This window comes from Cocleimonas flava (genome assembly GCF_004339015.1).
GTDB lineage: Bacteria > Pseudomonadota > Gammaproteobacteria > Thiotrichales > Thiotrichaceae > Cocleimonas > Cocleimonas flava.
Genome location: NZ_SMFQ01000002.1, coordinates 780828 through 798349, shown reverse-complemented (window position 1 = coordinate 798349; position 17522 = coordinate 780828). Strand labels below are relative to the sequence as shown.

Genomic DNA, 17522 nt, shown 5'->3' with positions numbered 1-17522 from the left:
CGGCAGAGGGGTACAACTTTATTTGGCCTATGCGTTTTTCTGCATAAGCGTTCATCCAGTCAAAATACATTTCCCCAAACGTACAAAACCTGACAAACATTTCAGTAAGATATTTAAAAAAACTTAATTAATTTATAAGACGCTAGTTCAGTTAACTTAGCAAGGTAATCCTGAGGTGTAGAGTATCTGTCTTATTTTTAATTATTATCTTAACTTGGAAGGATAATAGCAACTCAATCAGAAATTTGCCAACACCAAAAAGATAGTGCGTGCGATCTAGGCTATAAAGTGTCGATTTGAAATGAACGGTCAAAAATCATCGACCGAATAAATCAGAATCTACATAAGTAATGATTATGACTTATGTAGATTCTTCAAAACAGCGTTAGAAATTTCTTCTCTAATTAAAGTCTAGACAGATCGGCAACGTCTAAAAACAAATTACGTAATTGTGATAACAACGCTAATCGATTGTTCTTTAGCGCTTCGTTATCATCCATAACCATAATGTTGTCGAAGAAGTTATCGACGTCTTCGCGCAATACTGCAAGCGATGACAGTGCTTCTGAGTAATCACCATTGGCAAATAATGGCTGTACGATCATTTGCTGTGCGCTAATTGCATCAAACAACGCTTTTTCTTGTGGCTCGTTGAGTAATGACTGGTCGACCTCAGCAGGTATCTCAGTTTCAACTTTCTTCAAGATGTTGCTGATACGTTTGTTTGCTGCAGCTAACGATTCTGATTCTGGCATTTTTGCGAACTCGGCAACCGCTTTAACACGTTGATCAAAATCTAATGGATGACTTGGGCTCAAGCTGGCAACCGCGTTTACTGTATCGGCGCTAATACCCTGATCCTGATAATACGCTTTTAGACGCTCCATGATGAAGGCAAAGGTATCGTCAATTGCTGGTGTTGCATCGACTTTATCCGACAGGCCTTTAGCCGCTTCAGTCAACATCGATTTCAGGTCTAGATTTAGATCACCTTCGATAATGATTCTAAGTAAACCCAGAGCCGCACGACGCAAAGAGAACGGATCTTTACTGCCCGTTGGCTTCATGTCGATAGCGAATATACCCATCAATGTATCCGTTCTATCGGCCAGTGACAGCACTTTGCCGACTTCGCCTGCCGGAATCACATCTCCCGCAAAACCGGGTTGATATTGCTCTTGCATTGCCGCAGCAACGCCAGCATCTTCACCATCGTGCTTCGCATAGTAGCTGCCCATAATGCCTTGAAGTTCAGCGAATTCCTGAACCATATTGCTGAGTAGGTCACATTTAGATAATTCAGCGGCGCGCATAGCTAATTGCTGATCTGCACCAATTTCTCCGGCAATATAACCCGCAAGTTTAGAGACACGATCAGTTTTTTCATAGAGCGTTCCCAGTTTTTGCTGGAACACGATTTTCTTGGTCGCATCTCTGCGTGATTCAAGTTTTACTTTTAAGTCCTGATCCCAGAAGAATTTAGCATCCGCAAAACGAGGGCGGATTACACGCTCATTTCCCTGACTAACCGCAGCTGGATTCGAGCTTTTGATATTACTGGTGGTAATAAAGTAAGGCATCAATGTGCCGTTGCTATCAACCACGGGGAAGTATTTCTGATGGTCTTGCATACTGGTGATCAAACATTCCTGAGGCACTTCCAGGAACTCTTCACCAAAGCTACCGCTGACTGCAATAGGTAATTCGATCAAAGCCGTGACTTCGTCGAGTAATCCATCTTCAATATGCGCGACACCCCCCAACTTTTGGGCACTTTCTTCGGCTTGTTTACGCACTTCAGCGCGACGATCTTCGAACGATGCAATTACATGACCTTCATCGTGTAACTGTTGCGCGTAGCTTTCGGCAGAATTAATCGTAATAGCTTCAGGGTGATGGAAACGATGGCCGAAGGTTTGCTTGCCTGATTGAATGCCAAGCACTTCACCGTCGATAACATCGCTACCGAGCATCATCACAATCCAGTGTACCGGACGAACAAATTCGATATCGCTACTACCCCAACGCATACGCTTTGGTATTGGTAGTTTTGCCAGTGTTTTATTGACGATTTCTGGCACTAATTCGCTAGTCGCTTTGCCCGCAACATCTTGACGAAAAACTAACCAGATACCTTTTGGAGTTTCAATTTCTTCTAGATCAAATGCAGTAACACCACAAGAACGTGCGAAACCTTCAACCGCTTTTGTTGGATTGCCATCCGCATCGAATGCTGCTTTTTTCGCCGGACCTTTGCGTTCAACCGATTGATCTTCCTGTTTTACCGGAATGTTCTTGAGTAATACCGCTAGACGTCTAGGCGCAGCATAAGAAATCACTTCCTCAGCTTCTAAAGAGGCTTCTTTTAAACCAGCAACCACGCCAGAAGTGAATGCTTCTGATAATTTTTTCAGTGCTTTTGGAGGAAGTTCTTCAGTACCGATTTCAATCAGTAGGTTTGCGTTTGCTGTATCTGACATTATACGTCCTCCTTCTTGGCAGCATCTGACTCAGGTTTATCTTTCACCAGAGGGAAACCTAATGCCTCACGAGACGCATAATAAGCTTCTGCAATAGCACGTGATAATGATCTAACGCGCAACATATAACGCTGACGCTCTGTTACCGAAATCGCATTACGAGAATCCAGTAGATTAAACGCGTGCGAAGCCGTTAGCATTTGTTCGTATGCCGGTAATGGCAATCCTTTCTCGATAAGTACCTGACTTTCTTTTTCTGCCGCGTCAAAGTGATGGAATAATTCTTCAACATTTGCCACTTCAAAGTTGTAGGTTGATTGCTCAACTTCATTACGATGATAAACATCGCCATAAGTAACTTTGTTACCTGAAGGATCAATCGTCCAAACCAGGTCGTAAACCACTTCAACATCCTGCAAATACATCGCAAGGCGTTCTAAACCGTAAGCAATCTCGCCCGTAACTGGCTTACAATCCAAGCCGCCCAGTTGCTGGAAGTAGGTGAACTGAGTAACCTCCATACCATTTAGCCAAACTTCCCAGCCGAGACCCCATGCACCAAGCGTGGGAGATTCCCAGTTATCTTCAACGAAACGGATATCGTGTTCTAGCGGATCGAAGCCTAGAGCTTTCAAGGAACCCAGATATAAATCCTGAATCTCTAATGGTGATGGCTTCATCAATACCTGAAACTGATAATAACGTTGCAGGCGGTTTGGGTTTTCACCGTATCGGCCATCAGTAGGGCGTCGCGAAGGTTGAACGAACGCTGCATTCCATGGCTCTGGGCCAATCGCGCGTAAGAATGTATTTGGGTTATCAGTGCCCGCACCCATCGGCATATCGTAAGGCTGTAAAATCGCACAGCCTTGCTTTGCCCAGTAATCCTGTAGGGCAAAAATTAAACCTTGGAATGTTGATGTGTCGTACTGTTGTATATTTTGCTGCGACATGTTCTACGAACGCCTATAAGTAGTGATTATTTAAAGGCGGAAAGTATACTGTAATAGCGCAAGGACTTGCACTACCAAAACAAGGATTTAATCAGATTGAATGAAACACACCCCCCTACTTAGGAGGGCTTTTTTCTAATCATTCGGCATCATTGAATCTGGCATTCTCACCGCAATCACAGATCCCTTTGCGCAAGGTTTGCCATCTGCAGAAACCACGATATCTACAATCACTTTCTTTTCCTTGAGTTCACGAATAGTTCCGCGTGCTTCTAATTCAACCCCCATTGGTGTCGGTGCAAGGAAATCCACATTCAAATTAGCCGTCACAAAACGCAAAGCAGGTTCACCTTCTACGCCGTATTCTTTGGTTGCCGCAGCCGATGCAGAGCCGGTTCCATGACAATCGATAATTGATGCCAACAAACCACCATAAACAAAATTGGGAATAGCCGTGTGTTCAGGGCGTGGATTGTATCTGGCAATAGTTTCATCGCCGTCCCAGTAACTTTTTAGTTGTAAACCGTGATCGTTATTACTGCCGCAACCATAGCAATGGCTGAGTGCTTCCGGGTATGCATCCTGAAAAGCGCTATCTGTCATTTTCTCACCTCGTCATATATGTATTAATTTATGTGTTAATTTTATTTTTATAGTTTTAAAGCCTAACATTAATTTTGATTTATCTTACATAACTATTTGTTCAAATGATCTACACTAAAGTTTGTAATTAAATTCAATATCACGGCTCCTTCTGTCCAAAAAAACGGCTGTAAGTAGGGGGGGTGACTAATAAATCAATAAGAATACAAGTAATAACAATGCTAGTAATAACAAAAAGGAGCAAGCATGATGTATCAAGGCAAATGCCTAACCGTCAAACTTAATTCAGACGGTATAGCAGAGCTAAATTTCGATCTGCAAGATTCGTCGGTGAATAAACTCAATCTCGCCACTATTTCAGAGGTGATTGAGGCTGTTTCGTCAATCAAAGAGAAAGTTTCCGAGATCAAAGGGTTACTGTTCACCAGCAGTAAGCGTGATTTTATCGTTGGTGCAGATATCTTTGAATTTCTGGGTTGGTTCGCACTGCCCGATGAAGAATTTGAACAGCGCTTGCTCGACATTCAAAAAGCATTCGCGGAGATCGAAGATTTACCGTTCCCAACAGTCTGCGCCATCAATGGTGTGGCATTAGGCGGTGGTTTCGAGCTGCCGTTATCAACCGATTACCGCGTAATCACCACAAAATCCAAAGTTGGGCTGCCAGAAATCAGTCTGGGCATATTCCCGGGATGGGGTGGAAGTTTCCGTCTGCCACGTTTGATCGGTCTGGATAACGCACTGGAGTGGATTGCAACGGGTAAGCAACAACGCCCGGAAGAAGCCCTGAAAAAAGGTGCGGTTGATGCGGTTGTAGAACCAGATCAGTTATACGATGCAGCGATGACCTTATTGAAACGTTGTATCGACGGTTCGATGGATTACGAAGCGCGCCGTGAAGAAAAGCGTAATGGCCTCAAGCTGAATAAAATCGAACAGTTAATGTCATTCGAAACAGCCAGAGGCATGATTCTGGCAAAAGCAGGACCCCATTATCCTGCACCAAAAATTGCACTCGATGCGATGCAAACTCACGCTAATATGCATCGTGATGAAGCGATGGTTGTTGAGGTTAAAGGCTTTGTAAAAGCAGCCAAAACTGAAGTTGCTGCCAATCTGGTTGGTTTGTTCTTAAACGATCAGGCGTTGAATCGCCAGGCGAGAAAACTCACAAAAACAGCGGCAAAAATTGAATCCGCAGCTGTTCTGGGTGCAGGCGTTATGGGTGGCGGCATCGCTTACCAAAGTGCGCTGAAAGGCACGCCGATTATCATGAAAGACATCAACAGCGAAGCCCTGGAATTAGGCATGAAAGAAGCGAAAAAGCTTCTGGCTAAACGTGTGGGTCGCGGCATTATGACGACTGACGTGATGGCAGATACGCTAGCTCGCATCAATACCACGCTGACTTATGGTGATGTGGCAAATACGGATATCGTCGTTGAAGCCGTTGTCGAAAACGTAAAGATCAAGAAAATGGTACTCGCAGAGCTGGAAGATATCGTAGACGAAGATACCGTTCTCGCATCAAACACCTCAACGATCTCCATTACAGAACTTGCAACAGCCACGAAAAAACCAGAACGTGTTTGTGGCATGCACTTTTTCAACCCTGTGCCATTAATGCCATTGGTTGAAATCATCCGTGGTGAAAAAACCTCTGAAGAAACCATCGCTACAACAGTTGCGTATGCGTTAGCGATTGGTAAAAAGCCGATTGTAGTTAATGATTGTCCGGGCTTCATGGTAAACCGCGTATTATTCCCGTATTTGAATGCCTTCGAAAAACTGGTTAGCGATGGTGCAGACTTTATGCACATCGATAAAGTCATGGAGCGCTTCGGTTGGCCAATGGGCCCTGCGTATTTGCTGGATGTTGTGGGGCTTGATGTTGCCTGTCATGGTTCTGCGGTAATGGCAGAAGGTTTCCCCGATCGCATGAAAATCGATTTTGAAGCTGCCACAGAAGAAATGTATAAATTAGGTCGCTTAGGTCAAAAATCTGGCAGTGGTTACTATCAATACGAGCCAGATAAACGCGGCAAACCGAAAAAGAAAGTGGATAAAGAGGCGATTGCGCTGGTAGCAAAGTCTTCCACCAACAAACGTGCCGCAGATGACTTCAGCGATGAAGAAATCACCGAACGCATGATGCTGTCATTGTGTTTAGAAGTGGTTCGTTGTCTTGAAGATAAGATTGTTGATTCACCAGAAGCGGCAGACATGAGCTTGATCTGGGGTATCGGCTTCCCACCCTTTAGAGGAGGTGCGTTGCGCTATATCGATTCCATCGGCACCGCAGAGTTTGTCGCGATGGCAAATAAATATTCTGATTTGGGTGCGGCTTACGAAGTACCAAAACTATTGGCCGATATGGCTGTAAATAATGTCCAGTTCTTTGGGGGTGAAGCATGAGTACTTTGAGTAATAAATGTAATCCGAGAGATGCCGTAATCGTCGATTGCGTTAGAACGCCAATGGGCAAATCTAAAAACGGTATATATAAAGTCACACGCGCCGAAACGCTATCTGCGCATTTGGTTGAAGCCTTATTCGATCGCAATGAAAACCTTAATCCTGCAAAGGTGGATGATGTGATCTGGGGTTGTGTTTATCAAACCATGGAACAAGGTTTGAATATTGCCAGAACAATGGCTTTACTAACACGTTTGCCTCATGAAGTACCGGCGCAAACAGTCAATCGCCTGTGTGGATCTTCGATGCAGGCATTACAAACAGCGGCTCAAAGCATTATGTCAGGGCAGGGTGATTGTTACATTATAGGCGGCGTTGAACACATGGGGCATGTACCGATGGATCACGGTATCGATATTAATCCCGGTTTTGCAAAGCATGCGGCAATGGCGTCTAATATGATGGGAATGACCGCTGAAATGCTGGCAGTACAACACGGCATCACGCGCGAAGCACAAGATGAGTTTGGCGCAAGATCCCACAGGCTCGCACAGCAAGCAACGCTAGATGGAAAATTCACCAATGAGATCGTCCCAACACCAGGCCACGATGCGCTAGGCGTCCCGATGATGGCTAATACTGATGAAGTCATTCGTCCAGAAACCACTGTAGAAACACTCTCTGCATTACGCCCAGTGTTTAATCCCAAAGGTGGAACGGTAACGGCGGGAACATCTTCTGCATTATCCGATGGCGCATCAGCAATGGTGATTATGTCGGCAGAAGCAGCACAAGCGGCTGGGCTAACGCCAATCGCACGAGTTGTTTCAATGGGATTAGCAGGTGTTGATCCAGCTATTATGGGTTACGGCCCAGTACCCGCCTCGCTCAAAGCACTGAAAAGAGCAGGTTTAACGGTAGCTGATATTGACGTATTCGAACTCAATGAAGCATTCGCCGCGCAATCACTGCCCGTCCTGAAAGACTTAGGCATTATGGATGTAATGGACGAGAAGGTGAATCTCCACGGTGGCGCAATTGCACTCGGGCATCCATTGGGTTGTTCTGGTTCAAGAATTTCCACAACCTTAATGAATATTATGCAACAGAAAGACGCAACCTTTGGCTTAGCGACAATGTGTATTGGTCATGGACAGGGTATTGCAACGGTCTTTGAAAGGGTTTAGTTAATCATTTAGCATTAATTTGACACCCCCCTACTTTAGGGCACTTTTTTAAAAAAGTGTCCTAAAGTAGGGGGGTGTCTTATATTTCATGGTTTTTCCTAGTACTCATCATGTCGTTTGACCCACGCCTGAGTATATTCAAGGTCTTTTTCATTTCGCCCAATGGGTGTCAAATCTAGGTAATGATAAGCACCATTTAACATGTCTAGTCCTCGCCCATACGTGGAATAACTATGATAGATATCGCCGTCTTGCTTAATGAAAACACTTATGCCCGGCATTTCTCCTTCTGGTGTCCAGTCGCTATAGTTATAACCTCCATCATTTTCCTCATCATAGAAGCTCACCCCAAAATCGGTGCCGAATTCAAGATTACTCGCTGATACCCAGTTGAAGTTCCAGCCAAGGCGTTTTTTATATTTAAGTAATACGTCTAGTGGCGCATTCGATGTTACTGCAAAAGATGTGTTTCTGGCGGCAAGATGTGTGTCTATACCGTTGAAATTATCTGCCCAGAAAGAACAGCTCGGGCAACCCTGTTCCCAGTCAGTACCATACATAAAATGGTAAATAATGAGTTGCTGGTGATCGCCGAATAACTCACTCAAAGTCTGTCTGCCACTTTCAGCGTTAAATTGATAATCTTTTTCGATTTTCACCATAGGTAGATTGCGGCGCTCTTCGCTTAACTTTTCGCGGGCGTAAGTGAATTCTTTTTCCTTAATCAGGAAGTCTTTTCGGGCTTTTAGCCATTCTTCACGAGAAACACTGTTAATTTTATTCATGATCGAATCCTTTAATGATCCGAGCAACTCGGGGTCTGATGCTCTTTGTTTTTCAATTGTGCTCTTAGTTTACCGAGATGCTCATCCCAGCCATCGTCGAGTGCCATTAATAAGTTTAGTGGGTTTTCATTAATGTCACCGACACCTTCATGAGTGAGGGTAAGTAATGTGCCGCCATAGGCTTCTTCCAGTTGCCAGGTTACAGTGGTGCTAACGCCTTCTAGTGGAAAAATATTGAAGGTATAGACGAGTTTTGAAACGGGTTGCCATTCGAGAACGCTGCCCCAGATTAATGCAGTTTCGCCGTCATCTTCATCGGCATCATATAAGGCATAATCCTGGTTTTCTTCCAGATCATGGCGTGCGGGGTGATACCAAAGGCCGAGCTTGTCAGCTTCGGTCAGGAATGCCCAGAGTGTTTCTTGTGGGGCGTTAAAAAAGGCTGTCTTGTGAATCGTGCTGTTATTCATTTGTTTCTCCCTTTATTTCTTTATTTGATCTTTCTCTTGCGTGTAGTTTGTCATTGCTTGTTGTAAGTTATTCAGTTTCTGATCCCAGAATGAATCAAAATACGCCATCCAGTTAGTAACAGTTTTTAGGCCTTCAGGCTTTAAACTATTGATGCGTTCTCTGCCGCTTTTTTCAATAGAGATAAGGTTGCCTTGTTGCAATATCGTTAAGTGTTTTTTTACTGCGGCACGTGTCATATCAAAGTGTTCAGAGACTTCTTTGATGGTCATATCCTGTTTGCTCAAATGCAATAAGATCTCACGTCGGGATGGGTCGGCGAGGGCTTTGAAGGATTGTTGCAGCTTGTCAGTCATATAGTCAATGTGATACCAAATGGTACTATAATATATGATACCTTTTGGTATCTTGTCAATAGCGCTTAGTTGTAACTGCCTAGTTGTTATTTAAGGCACCCCCCTACTTATAAAGGGTTTTTTATTTTGTTGCCTGATATAACTCAAAGAACTTATGCTTTGCGAGGCACTTTTTCTCTGGCTAAATAATTCGTATAAACTAGTGCTTATGTTTTTTCCTCGTCTATTCAAAGCTAGCAAGTGGTTAGTCGTCGTCTTCCTTTTATGGATACTGTTTCTTGCTTATCAGATAGCTACATTTCCTGTCGGACAATTAACGGACAAGGCTGATGTGGCTATCGTGCTTGGTGCTGCGGTATATGACGATAAACCTTCCCCAGTTTTTAGAGAGCGGATTAATCACGCGGTTAATTTATACAAAGCAGGGAATATCCAAACAATCATTTTCACCGGTGGTTTGGGTGATGGCGAAACGCATGCCGAATCTATTGTTGCTAAAAATCTGGCGGTGACTCTGGGTGTTCCAGAAACAGATATTTTGACGGAAATTGAATCTCAGACCACCAGAGGTAATCTACTTCAGGCGCAAAAATTAGTCATAACAAAAGGCTTAACCAGTACCTTGGTCGTCAGCGATCCGTTGCATAGCAAACGCGCAATGATGATGGCAGAAGATATTGGTCTGGTTGCTGTCAAAGCTTCAGCAACACCGACCACTCGTTATCAAAGTGTGAAAACCAAAGCCCCATTTTTGCTGCGAGAAGTGTATTTTTACCTGCATTACTTGGTTTTTAATGGGTAAATGTGACAAATAGAGGTAACGCTGTAATAATCCCGCTTTTAACGCACTTAAATTTTTATCGATATGTCAGAACAACGCAAAGCAGTATCACTCATTTCTGGTGGTTTAGATTCTTTATTAGCAACCAAAGCAATGATTGAGCAAGGTATTCATGTTGAAGGGGTTAACTTTTTCACGGGCTTTTGCGTGGAAGGGCATACTCACGCTATTCGCAAGAAGAAGTCTTCGAAGCCAAAAAGAAACAATGCCTTATGGGTTGCAGAACAATTAGGTATAAAACTGCATATCGTCGATATTGTTGAAGAATACAAAGATGTGGTGATTAATCCTAAACATGGTTACGGGACTAATATTAACCCTTGTCTGGATTGTAAAATCTTCATGGTTAAAAAAGCCCATGAATGGATTGCCGAAAATGACTTCGATTTTATCGTGACTGGCGAAGTGATGGGGCAGCGACCTATGTCACAGCGCAAACAAACCATGCCGATTATCGCGAGTGAATCTGGTGCGGATGATTTATTGCTGCGTCCCCTTTGTGCCAAAAATTTGCCACTGACGAAACCAGAAAAAGAAGGCTGGGTAGATCGTGAAAAACTATTCGACTTCTCTGGTCGAAATCGTAAACCTCAAATTGCCTTAGCTGAAAAATGGAATTTTGATGAATATGCACAGCCAGCAGGTGGTTGTTGCTTCCTTACCGATCCTAATTACTCCGATAAAATGAAGGATTTATTAGGCCATCGTGCGGAAGGTAAAACCTACGAACTTGATGATGTCATGTTATTAAAAATCGGTCGCCATTTCCGTCCTCGTGATAATTTTAAAATGATTATTGCGCGTGAAGAAGGCGAGTCGCGCTTTTTGCAGGGATATAAAAAACAATTCACCTATCTTTCTACTTTAAGTCATGGCGGTCCGTTAACACTACTGGATGGTAGTGATATTTCTGCGGAAGATATTCATTTGGCCGCGAGTATTACGGCACGTTATGGACAGGGCAGAGATGCCGACGAAGTGACATTTGGTGTTGGCTTGCTTGGCGAAGAAGAAAGAGAATTTAAAGTGAAGCCGCTAAAAGATTCAGAAATCAATAAAGAGTGGATGCTTTAACTATAAAAATTATCTACAAAGCATCTAACCTACCGTTCGCATATAAACTTTGAGTTATTTAAAAAATAGCCTTATGATCAATTTTTCTTGGCGTTTATCCAGCTAGTAATTTATCACGTTAGTAATTCGACAAATATGGGTGTGATTTTTGACATTTGCTAATTTCATTTTAGTTATTTTTCTGCTGTTATCACTGTTGGTTTTTGCCGTTTTAGTGTTACTGATGCGTCAAATCAAAAAAGATGGACGCCTCCCTCCGGAAAAAATGTCAACGCTGGCTGGGGTTTTGTTTATCCCCAGTATCATCATTTTTGCGCTGATTTTTAAAGGCATTTCAAACTGGCGTGCTGAAATTCAGCAAGAAAATAATCAAATCAAATTAGAATCCTTTGTTAGTAGTGTCTATGAACCGCTGACCCAATCCCGACATTCTTTACTGAAGAACCTTTCTTCCATGAATGGTTTGATTCGTAACGTAGAAAATATGGAGATGGAACACCCCAATCATGCGGATGTTATCAGGCATGTTAAAGACCAATGGGGCGTTGCCTATAAAAATCTGCATAAGGCCTATCTTGAAGCCGACAAGGAAGTGAGGCGCGCGTGGATTGCGCACAATACGATGGACAGCCAGGATGTTTTGGCTAAGTTTTCCCAGCAGGCGGTGCAGATAGAATCCCAGTTAAAAAAAGCAGAGAAAGACTATCAGGCGCATATTTATAGCGTGCAGGATGTGATGGTTAAAAGTCTCGATCAGTCGCGAAAGTTATTAGATGCGAATAGAAATCCGTCGAAATCCAAAAAACAGATGGCTTTGAATGAAGCCTTACGTGAAAGCATAATACCGTTTAATAATTTTGCGATTGGTGAGTTATTGAGGTTTTTGGCGAGTCTGGATGAGCGTCTTAAAAACGAAGTAGAAACGCTACAGGAACTGATTCGATTATCTGCCCAGCAAGCAGCAATTTTAAGGGATCATTTATATAAAAACCGTGATCTTGAGAAACCACTGACTAAAATTATCAGCGACTGGAAAGCTCTGGAAGATTCGAGCAATGACAGTCTCGAACAGATTCTGTTTGCGATAGAGGCTGAGTATGTTGCGGTAAAATTAGGCTTATCAATTGAAAGCCCCGCGATAAAGGCAATGCATAAAAGTTTATACAATAATATCCCCGCCATTGTTGGAAAAGGGCTGAAGCAACGTATAGTGATTGATCAGAGTTATCGCATAAATCGAACTACTGATTGACCCATAAACATAATAAAAAGACTATTTAAGAGCGCTTAGGCACCCCCCTACTTTGGGGCGTTTTTTTATTTAATAGCTTGTAACAGGTAGCTTTGTACTTGACCTGCCGATGCTTGTTTAATTTCTTCTAGGTCAAACTTAGTAAAATCGAATACTTCCTCTGATTCATGTTCTAAATAAATCAACGAGTGTTCATTGATTAATGCTTTGGAGATTAACAATTCTAAGGACTTATCCAGCAAACCTTGTCGATATGGCGGGTCGAGAAAAATAATATCGTAGGGTTGGTTGGCTCCGTGCTGTTCCAGAAAACGAAGAGCGTCAACTTGAAACACGGTTAAATCACTTTTGAGAAGGCTGAGATTTGAGTTTAAGTGTTTGCTGGCAGCTGCGTTCTTTTCTACGAAGTCCACGGATTTAGCGCCACGAGAAAGCGCCTCTAATCCAATCGCACCACTGCCTGCAAATAAATCGAGACAGTGAGAACCATGGATCGAGCCTTGTAACCAGTTGAATAAAGTCTCTCGGATACGGTCAGGAGTAGGGCGTAAACCCGGCGCATCCAGAAATTGAAGTTTTCTACTGCGCCATTCACCACCAATTATTCTTAGGGTATTTGACCCTTTTTTTCCGCTGCTGGAAGAATTATTGCGGCTGGCAGAATGATTGTTAGCCGATTTTTTAGTCGCAGTCCGGTTCTTCATCTTCGTCTTCTGCAGTTTCGTCTTCAGACGCATCATCTTCTGCGGCTTCATCAGTTGCTGTTTCGTTGCCTGCCTTAGCGGTTGCTTCATTTGCCGCAAGTAGTAATGGGGCTTTTGTCAGTTCAGGTGCTTTTTCTGCGGTATCTTTGCTTGCTGACGATTCTTCGTCTTTCGCTTCGCCACCAACAATAATCGTAAGTAGCTTATCGGTATCTAACCTGCGTTTAAATGCATCTACAACCTGATCTCTAGTGATAGCGTTGATGGTTTTAGTAAACGTATCCAAGTAATCAAGCGGTAAACCATAGAAACCAATCATGTCAATATAGCCAATGATGTCGCTATTGCTTGCGGTACGTAGAGGAAATCCACCTGTAATATTCAGCTTAGAGGCGGCAAGATCTTCTTCAGATGGACCATCTTTCTGGAAGGTGTTTAGTACGTCTCTTGCGACTTTAATGGCTTCATCTGTTTGAGAAAGTTTTGTCTGTAGCCCTAGCATGAATGGACCATTCTCTTTCATCGGGATGAAGTAACTGTATACGCTGTATGAAAGGCCGCGTTTAACGCGAATTTCTTTCATTAAACGAGAGGTAAAGCCACTGCCACCTAAACCGTGATTACCTAAATAAAGCGAAAAGTAATCTTTGTCACCACGCTTATTGCCTGGTTGGCCAATCATTACGTGTGCCTGTGATGAAGGGAAAGGAATATGCACGACTTTCGCTTCTGTTAATGGTTTAACTGGTGGGATATCAGCGGCTTTTTCGCCAACGCCTCTGTCACCATCCAGGAGTGCGTTAGACACTTGTAGTGCGATCTTCTTGGCTTGCTCTTTACTGATCGAGCCTACTAGTGCCAGTTGCGCGTTTTTATTTACATAGTACTGTTTAAAAAATGCTTTGAGTTCATCGATGGTTAAAGCATCAATAGTTTTCTCATTACCATTTTGAGGTTGCGAGTACGGGTGTCCCGCGTACAGATTAGCGTAAAACGCTTTGCTAGCGATGGAGCCAGGGTCTTGTTTCTCGGCCTCTAAACCTACCAGCGCCTGTTTCTTTAAGCGTGCGAAATCGGCTTCTGGGAAATTAGGTTTCTGGATGACTTTTAACCAGTTTTGTAAGGCAGGTTCTAATTGTTCTTCAAAGGTTAAAGAACGTAAGTTTATCCATGCAGAATCTAAGCCAGTACCGGTTGAGAATTCAGCACCTACGGTTTCAAATGCTTCTGCAATCTGGTCAGCATTTAAACCTGCCGCTCCTTTGCTTAGCATGCTGGTGGTCATGCCTGAGATTCCCATTTTCTCGCCATCGTAGGCACTACCAGCCGCGAAGGTTAGGCGTAAATCCAGCATTGGCAATTCAGGTACGTTGACGTAATAGACACGTAATCCAGAATCTGTTGTCCAGTTTTCAATTTTTGGTGCAGCAAAACTCAACTGTACGAATAACAGTGCCAGCCCAGTGAAAAGAATTTTAGTCATGATTTTTATTGTCGTTAGCTTTGTTGTCATTAGCTTATTGCTCTCTTTAATATTTCTCACTTGTTAGTTGGCTTTAAATGCAGGTTTTTTACCCGCATTTAAGGGGAGTGGAATAAGCTCTGCAACAGTCAATGTGTCTTCGATGAGGTATTTATTTGCCACTTCCTGAATCTGTTTAGCGGTAACGGCAAGAACACCAGGTACGTATTGGTCGATGTATTTATGACCAAGCCCGACTGATTCTAAAGAACCCAATAAGGTTGCCATGTGCTGAATTGAATCGCGTTCAAAAACTTCACCTGCAATTACTTGAGCTTTTACGCGCTTAAGTTCTGCATCGCTAACTAATTCAGTTTTTAAGATGTTTATTTCATCCAGCAGTGATTTTTTCAGATCGCTAGTTTTGACGCCATTGGCAGGAACGCCTGAAATTACCAAAAGGTTATCTAATCTACCGTAGCCGTAGTATCCCGCGCCTGCAGAAGCAGCAATTTCTTTACCACGAATCAGGTTTTTGGCAAATCTTGCGCTGTCGCCACCGTCAAGAATGTTAGCAAGTACTTCGAGTGCATAAGGCTCCCAGGCTGGGACTTTGCCTTTTTTGGCGCTGATCATTCCGGGTGTTTTAAAGCCCATGCGTAAATTTGCTAATTTCGCCGGTAGCTTTAATTCGATGTTTCTCTTACCTTTCTGTGCAACTTCCGTTCTGGCTTTAACTTCAGGTAAATCGTTACTGGCGTAAACGCTGAAATACTTCTTCGCCATATCGAATACTTTCTCAGGTTCAACATCACCTACAACGACTAGTGTTGCGTTATTGGGTGTGTACCATTTTTTGTACCATTCTTTGGCATCTTTCAGTTTCATGCCTTCAAGGTCCACCATCCAACCTATTACAGGAGCACGGTAAGGGCTGTTCAGGAATGCGACTGCGTTAAACTGTTCGCGAGTCAGAGAGCTGGGTTTGTCATCGGTTCTCCAACGACGTTCTTCTTTAACCACTTCGATCTCTTTTTTGAATTCTGCTGGATCAAAAACCAGGTTTCTCATACGATCTGCTTCAATTTCCATCGCATCTTCGAGTTTGTCGCTAGCCAGAACTTCGTAATATGCAGTGTAATCCTGGGAAGTAAATGCGTTGTTCCGAGCACCGATGGCAGATACCATTTTTTCGAATTCGCCGGATTTATACTTTTTTGTGCCTTTAAACATCATGTGCTCAAGAGCATGAGATAAGCCCGTGATACCTTCGTATTCATAGCTTGTGCCAATTCTGTACCAGACCTGGATAACGGCAACAGGGGCGCGTTTATCTTGCTTAACTAAAACCTTTAAACCGTTATCGAGTTCATACTCGTGAACCGGGTTTTCATTTTCGGCTAATGCTGGTTGAGTAAGACTTAAAAGTGACAACAATAGGATAGATAAAAAACTAATACGAGCTGGTGTCTCAGGTGATAAACTTCTATTCATTATTTTTCGCATATAAACCCAAAAAAGTTAAAGTATAACAATGTTCCGACTATTTAAGAAAAAAAAGCCAGTTGAAGAAACTAAAGTAATTGAAGAGACTAAAGATGAGCAGATAGAAGCTTCGGTAGAACAAGAAGCTCAGCAATCAATTCAGCAATCAATAGACACTCAAACTACGGATTCTCTCACAGAATCCAAGGATGACTCTAGTTTTAACGCAGAAGATGCCAGTAAGGATCCAAACTCTTCAACTGTATTAGATGAAGCTGCAGAAACGGCTAATCAGAGTCAACCAGAAACAGATAGCTTAGAACAAGTTTTGGCTGAAAAAGTTCCTGAACAACAACATGTTAACGCAGAAATTGCCGAGGCAAATAATGCGCTAACAGATCAGCAAAAAAACGAAGAAAAAACTCAGGAAGTTAATATCGAACAAGAAGTTGCCCCAGCCCCTGAAGCAGCAGCTCCCAAACTACCTGAAGCAGCCATTGCTATTCCAAAAGAAAAACCTAAAAAAGAGGGCTTATTTGATCGCCTGAAATCCGGTTTATCAAAAACAGGCAGTACCTTAACAGAAGGAATGGGTGCGCTTGTCTTAGGCAAGAAGAAAATCGATGACGATGTTCTTGAAGAGTTAGAAACCCGACTTTTAATGTCGGATGTGGGCATCGAAGCAACCCAGCGGATCATTGATGATTTGACCAAGCGAACCTCTCGTAATGAATTAAGCGATTACGATGCCTTGATGACGGCATTATACGAGGAGATGGTTAAAATATTACGCCCTGTGGCTAAACCATTGGATTTAGAAGATATTGATGGCCCAGCAGTGATTTTGCTTGTGGGTATTAATGGCGCGGGCAAAACCACTACCATTGGTAAAATGGCTAAACAATTCCAGAATGAAGGGAAATCTGTGATGCTTGCTGCGGGTGATACCTTCAGAGCAGCAGCCGTTGAGCAATTGCAGGTTTGGGGAGAAAGAAACGATATTCCTGTGGTTGCACAAGGTACGGGAGCGGACAGTGCTTCGGTTATTTATGATGCGATGGAATCGGCTAAAGCGAAAAAGATTGATGTGCTGCTTGCAGATACTGCTGGTCGTTTACATACGCAAACTAACTTGATGGAAGAGCTGAAGAAAGTTAAACGCGTGATGCAAAAAATCGATACAAATGCACCTCATGAAGTTATGTTAATCGTTGATGCAAGTATTGGTCAAAATGCTTTGGCACAAGCCACTGAGTTTAATGCGGCATTGGGCGTTACAGGAATAACGGTTACTAAACTGGATGGTACAGCGAAAGGCGGTATCTTGTTCGCGATGGCAGAAAAAACAGGAATTCCTGTCAGATTTATCGGTGTGGGTGAGTCGATTGATGACTTACAAGAATTTGATGCTTACGAATTCGCTGGTGCTTTACTGGCTGAAGACGAGTAGTTTAAGT

Annotated in this window: 15 protein-coding genes; 6 read left to right on the top strand and 9 right to left on the bottom strand. The window is 43.0% G+C overall.

From position 1 onward, the window contains the following. Window positions 1-404: 404 nt before the first annotated feature. The 3 genes from glyS to EV695_RS03640 all read right to left on the bottom strand — a co-directional run bounded on the left by glyS (window position 405) and on the right by EV695_RS03640 (window position 4036). Window positions 405-2480 (bottom strand): glycine--tRNA ligase subunit beta, encoded by a 2076-nt coding sequence (gene glyS, locus EV695_RS03650; RefSeq protein ID WP_131904549.1) that lies wholly within the window; start codon window positions 2478-2480, stop codon window positions 405-407. Next, window positions 2480-3433, bottom strand: a complete 954-nt coding sequence (glyQ, locus tag EV695_RS03645; RefSeq protein ID WP_131904548.1) for a glycine--tRNA ligase subunit alpha — start codon at window positions 3431-3433, stop codon at window positions 2480-2482. Before glyQ ends, glyS begins: the two co-directional genes overlap by 1 nt. Before the next feature lie 135 nt (window positions 3434-3568). Further along, complete coding sequence (locus tag EV695_RS03640) at window positions 3569-4036, bottom strand: PaaI family thioesterase (RefSeq protein WP_131904547.1); 468 nt, start codon at window positions 4034-4036, stop codon at window positions 3569-3571. Window positions 4037-4282: 246 nt separating this feature from the next. Here EV695_RS03640 and fadB point away from each other — a divergent pair, with 246 nt between their 5' ends. Together fadB and fadA are read left to right on the top strand one after the other, a co-directional pair. Continuing rightward, window positions 4283-6451: a fatty acid oxidation complex subunit alpha FadB gene (gene fadB, locus EV695_RS03635; protein WP_131904546.1), complete on the top strand. Its 2169-nt coding sequence runs from the start codon at window positions 4283-4285 to the stop codon at window positions 6449-6451. Beyond that, on the top strand, window positions 6448-7638 hold the full coding sequence (fadA, locus tag EV695_RS03630) for an acetyl-CoA C-acyltransferase FadA (RefSeq protein WP_131904545.1): 1191 nt from the start codon (window positions 6448-6450) through the stop codon (window positions 7636-7638). The genes fadB and fadA overlap by 4 nt, the downstream gene beginning before the upstream one ends. Before the next feature lie 98 nt (window positions 7639-7736). On the opposite strand, the gene EV695_RS03625 is transcribed toward fadA, so the two are convergent. The 3 genes from EV695_RS03625 to EV695_RS03615 are packed head-to-tail and all read right to left on the bottom strand — an operon-like array spanning window position 7737 to window position 9247. Next, the gene (locus EV695_RS03625) at window positions 7737-8423 is read right to left on the bottom strand and encodes a DUF899 domain-containing protein (protein ID WP_131904544.1); all 687 of its coding nucleotides are present in this window, start codon (window positions 8421-8423) and stop codon (window positions 7737-7739) included. A gap of 11 nt (window positions 8424-8434) precedes the next feature. Beyond that, window positions 8435-8893, bottom strand: a complete 459-nt coding sequence (locus EV695_RS03620) for an SRPBCC family protein (protein WP_131904543.1) — start codon at window positions 8891-8893, stop codon at window positions 8435-8437. Between the two features lie 12 nt (window positions 8894-8905). Continuing rightward, on the bottom strand, window positions 8906-9247 hold the full coding sequence (locus EV695_RS03615; protein ID WP_131904542.1) for an ArsR/SmtB family transcription factor: 342 nt from the start codon (window positions 9245-9247) through the stop codon (window positions 8906-8908). A gap of 208 nt (window positions 9248-9455) precedes the next feature. Between EV695_RS03615 and EV695_RS03610 the strand changes: the two genes are divergently transcribed. The 3 genes from EV695_RS03610 (at window position 9456) to EV695_RS03600 (ending at window position 12414) form a co-directional block, all read left to right on the top strand. Continuing rightward, on the top strand, window positions 9456-10049 hold the full coding sequence (locus EV695_RS03610; RefSeq protein WP_165874605.1) for a YdcF family protein: 594 nt from the start codon (window positions 9456-9458) through the stop codon (window positions 10047-10049). Between the two features lie 63 nt (window positions 10050-10112). After that, complete coding sequence (locus tag EV695_RS03605; protein WP_131904540.1) at window positions 10113-11162, top strand: tRNA (5-methylaminomethyl-2-thiouridylate)-methyltransferase; 1050 nt, start codon at window positions 10113-10115, stop codon at window positions 11160-11162. A gap of 148 nt (window positions 11163-11310) precedes the next feature. Beyond that, on the top strand, window positions 11311-12414 hold the full coding sequence (locus EV695_RS03600) for a hypothetical protein (protein WP_131904539.1): 1104 nt from the start codon (window positions 11311-11313) through the stop codon (window positions 12412-12414). 65 nt (window positions 12415-12479) lie between these two features. Here the strand turns inward: EV695_RS03600 and rsmD are convergent, their stop codons facing one another. From rsmD to EV695_RS03585, 3 genes are read right to left on the bottom strand one after another with little or no spacing between them, the layout of a single operon-like run. Beyond that, on the bottom strand, window positions 12480-13118 hold the full coding sequence (gene rsmD, locus EV695_RS03595; protein WP_131904538.1) for a 16S rRNA (guanine(966)-N(2))-methyltransferase RsmD: 639 nt from the start codon (window positions 13116-13118) through the stop codon (window positions 12480-12482). Further along, window positions 13096-14631 carry a M16 family metallopeptidase gene (locus EV695_RS03590; RefSeq protein ID WP_243651451.1) on the bottom strand — a complete coding sequence of 512 codons (1536 nt, stop codon included), beginning with the start codon at window positions 14629-14631 and terminating at the stop codon, window positions 13096-13098. Before EV695_RS03590 ends, rsmD begins: the two co-directional genes overlap by 23 nt. 33 nt (window positions 14632-14664) lie before the next feature. Continuing rightward, complete coding sequence (locus tag EV695_RS03585; RefSeq protein WP_131904537.1) at window positions 14665-16074, bottom strand: M16 family metallopeptidase; 1410 nt, start codon at window positions 16072-16074, stop codon at window positions 14665-14667. A gap of 361 nt (window positions 16075-16435) precedes the next feature. Here EV695_RS03585 and ftsY point away from each other — a divergent pair, with 361 nt between their 5' ends. Further along, window positions 16436-17515: a signal recognition particle-docking protein FtsY gene (ftsY, locus tag EV695_RS03580; protein WP_243651494.1), complete on the top strand. Its 1080-nt coding sequence runs from the start codon at window positions 16436-16438 to the stop codon at window positions 17513-17515. The last annotated feature ends 7 nt before the right edge of the window (window positions 17516-17522 follow it).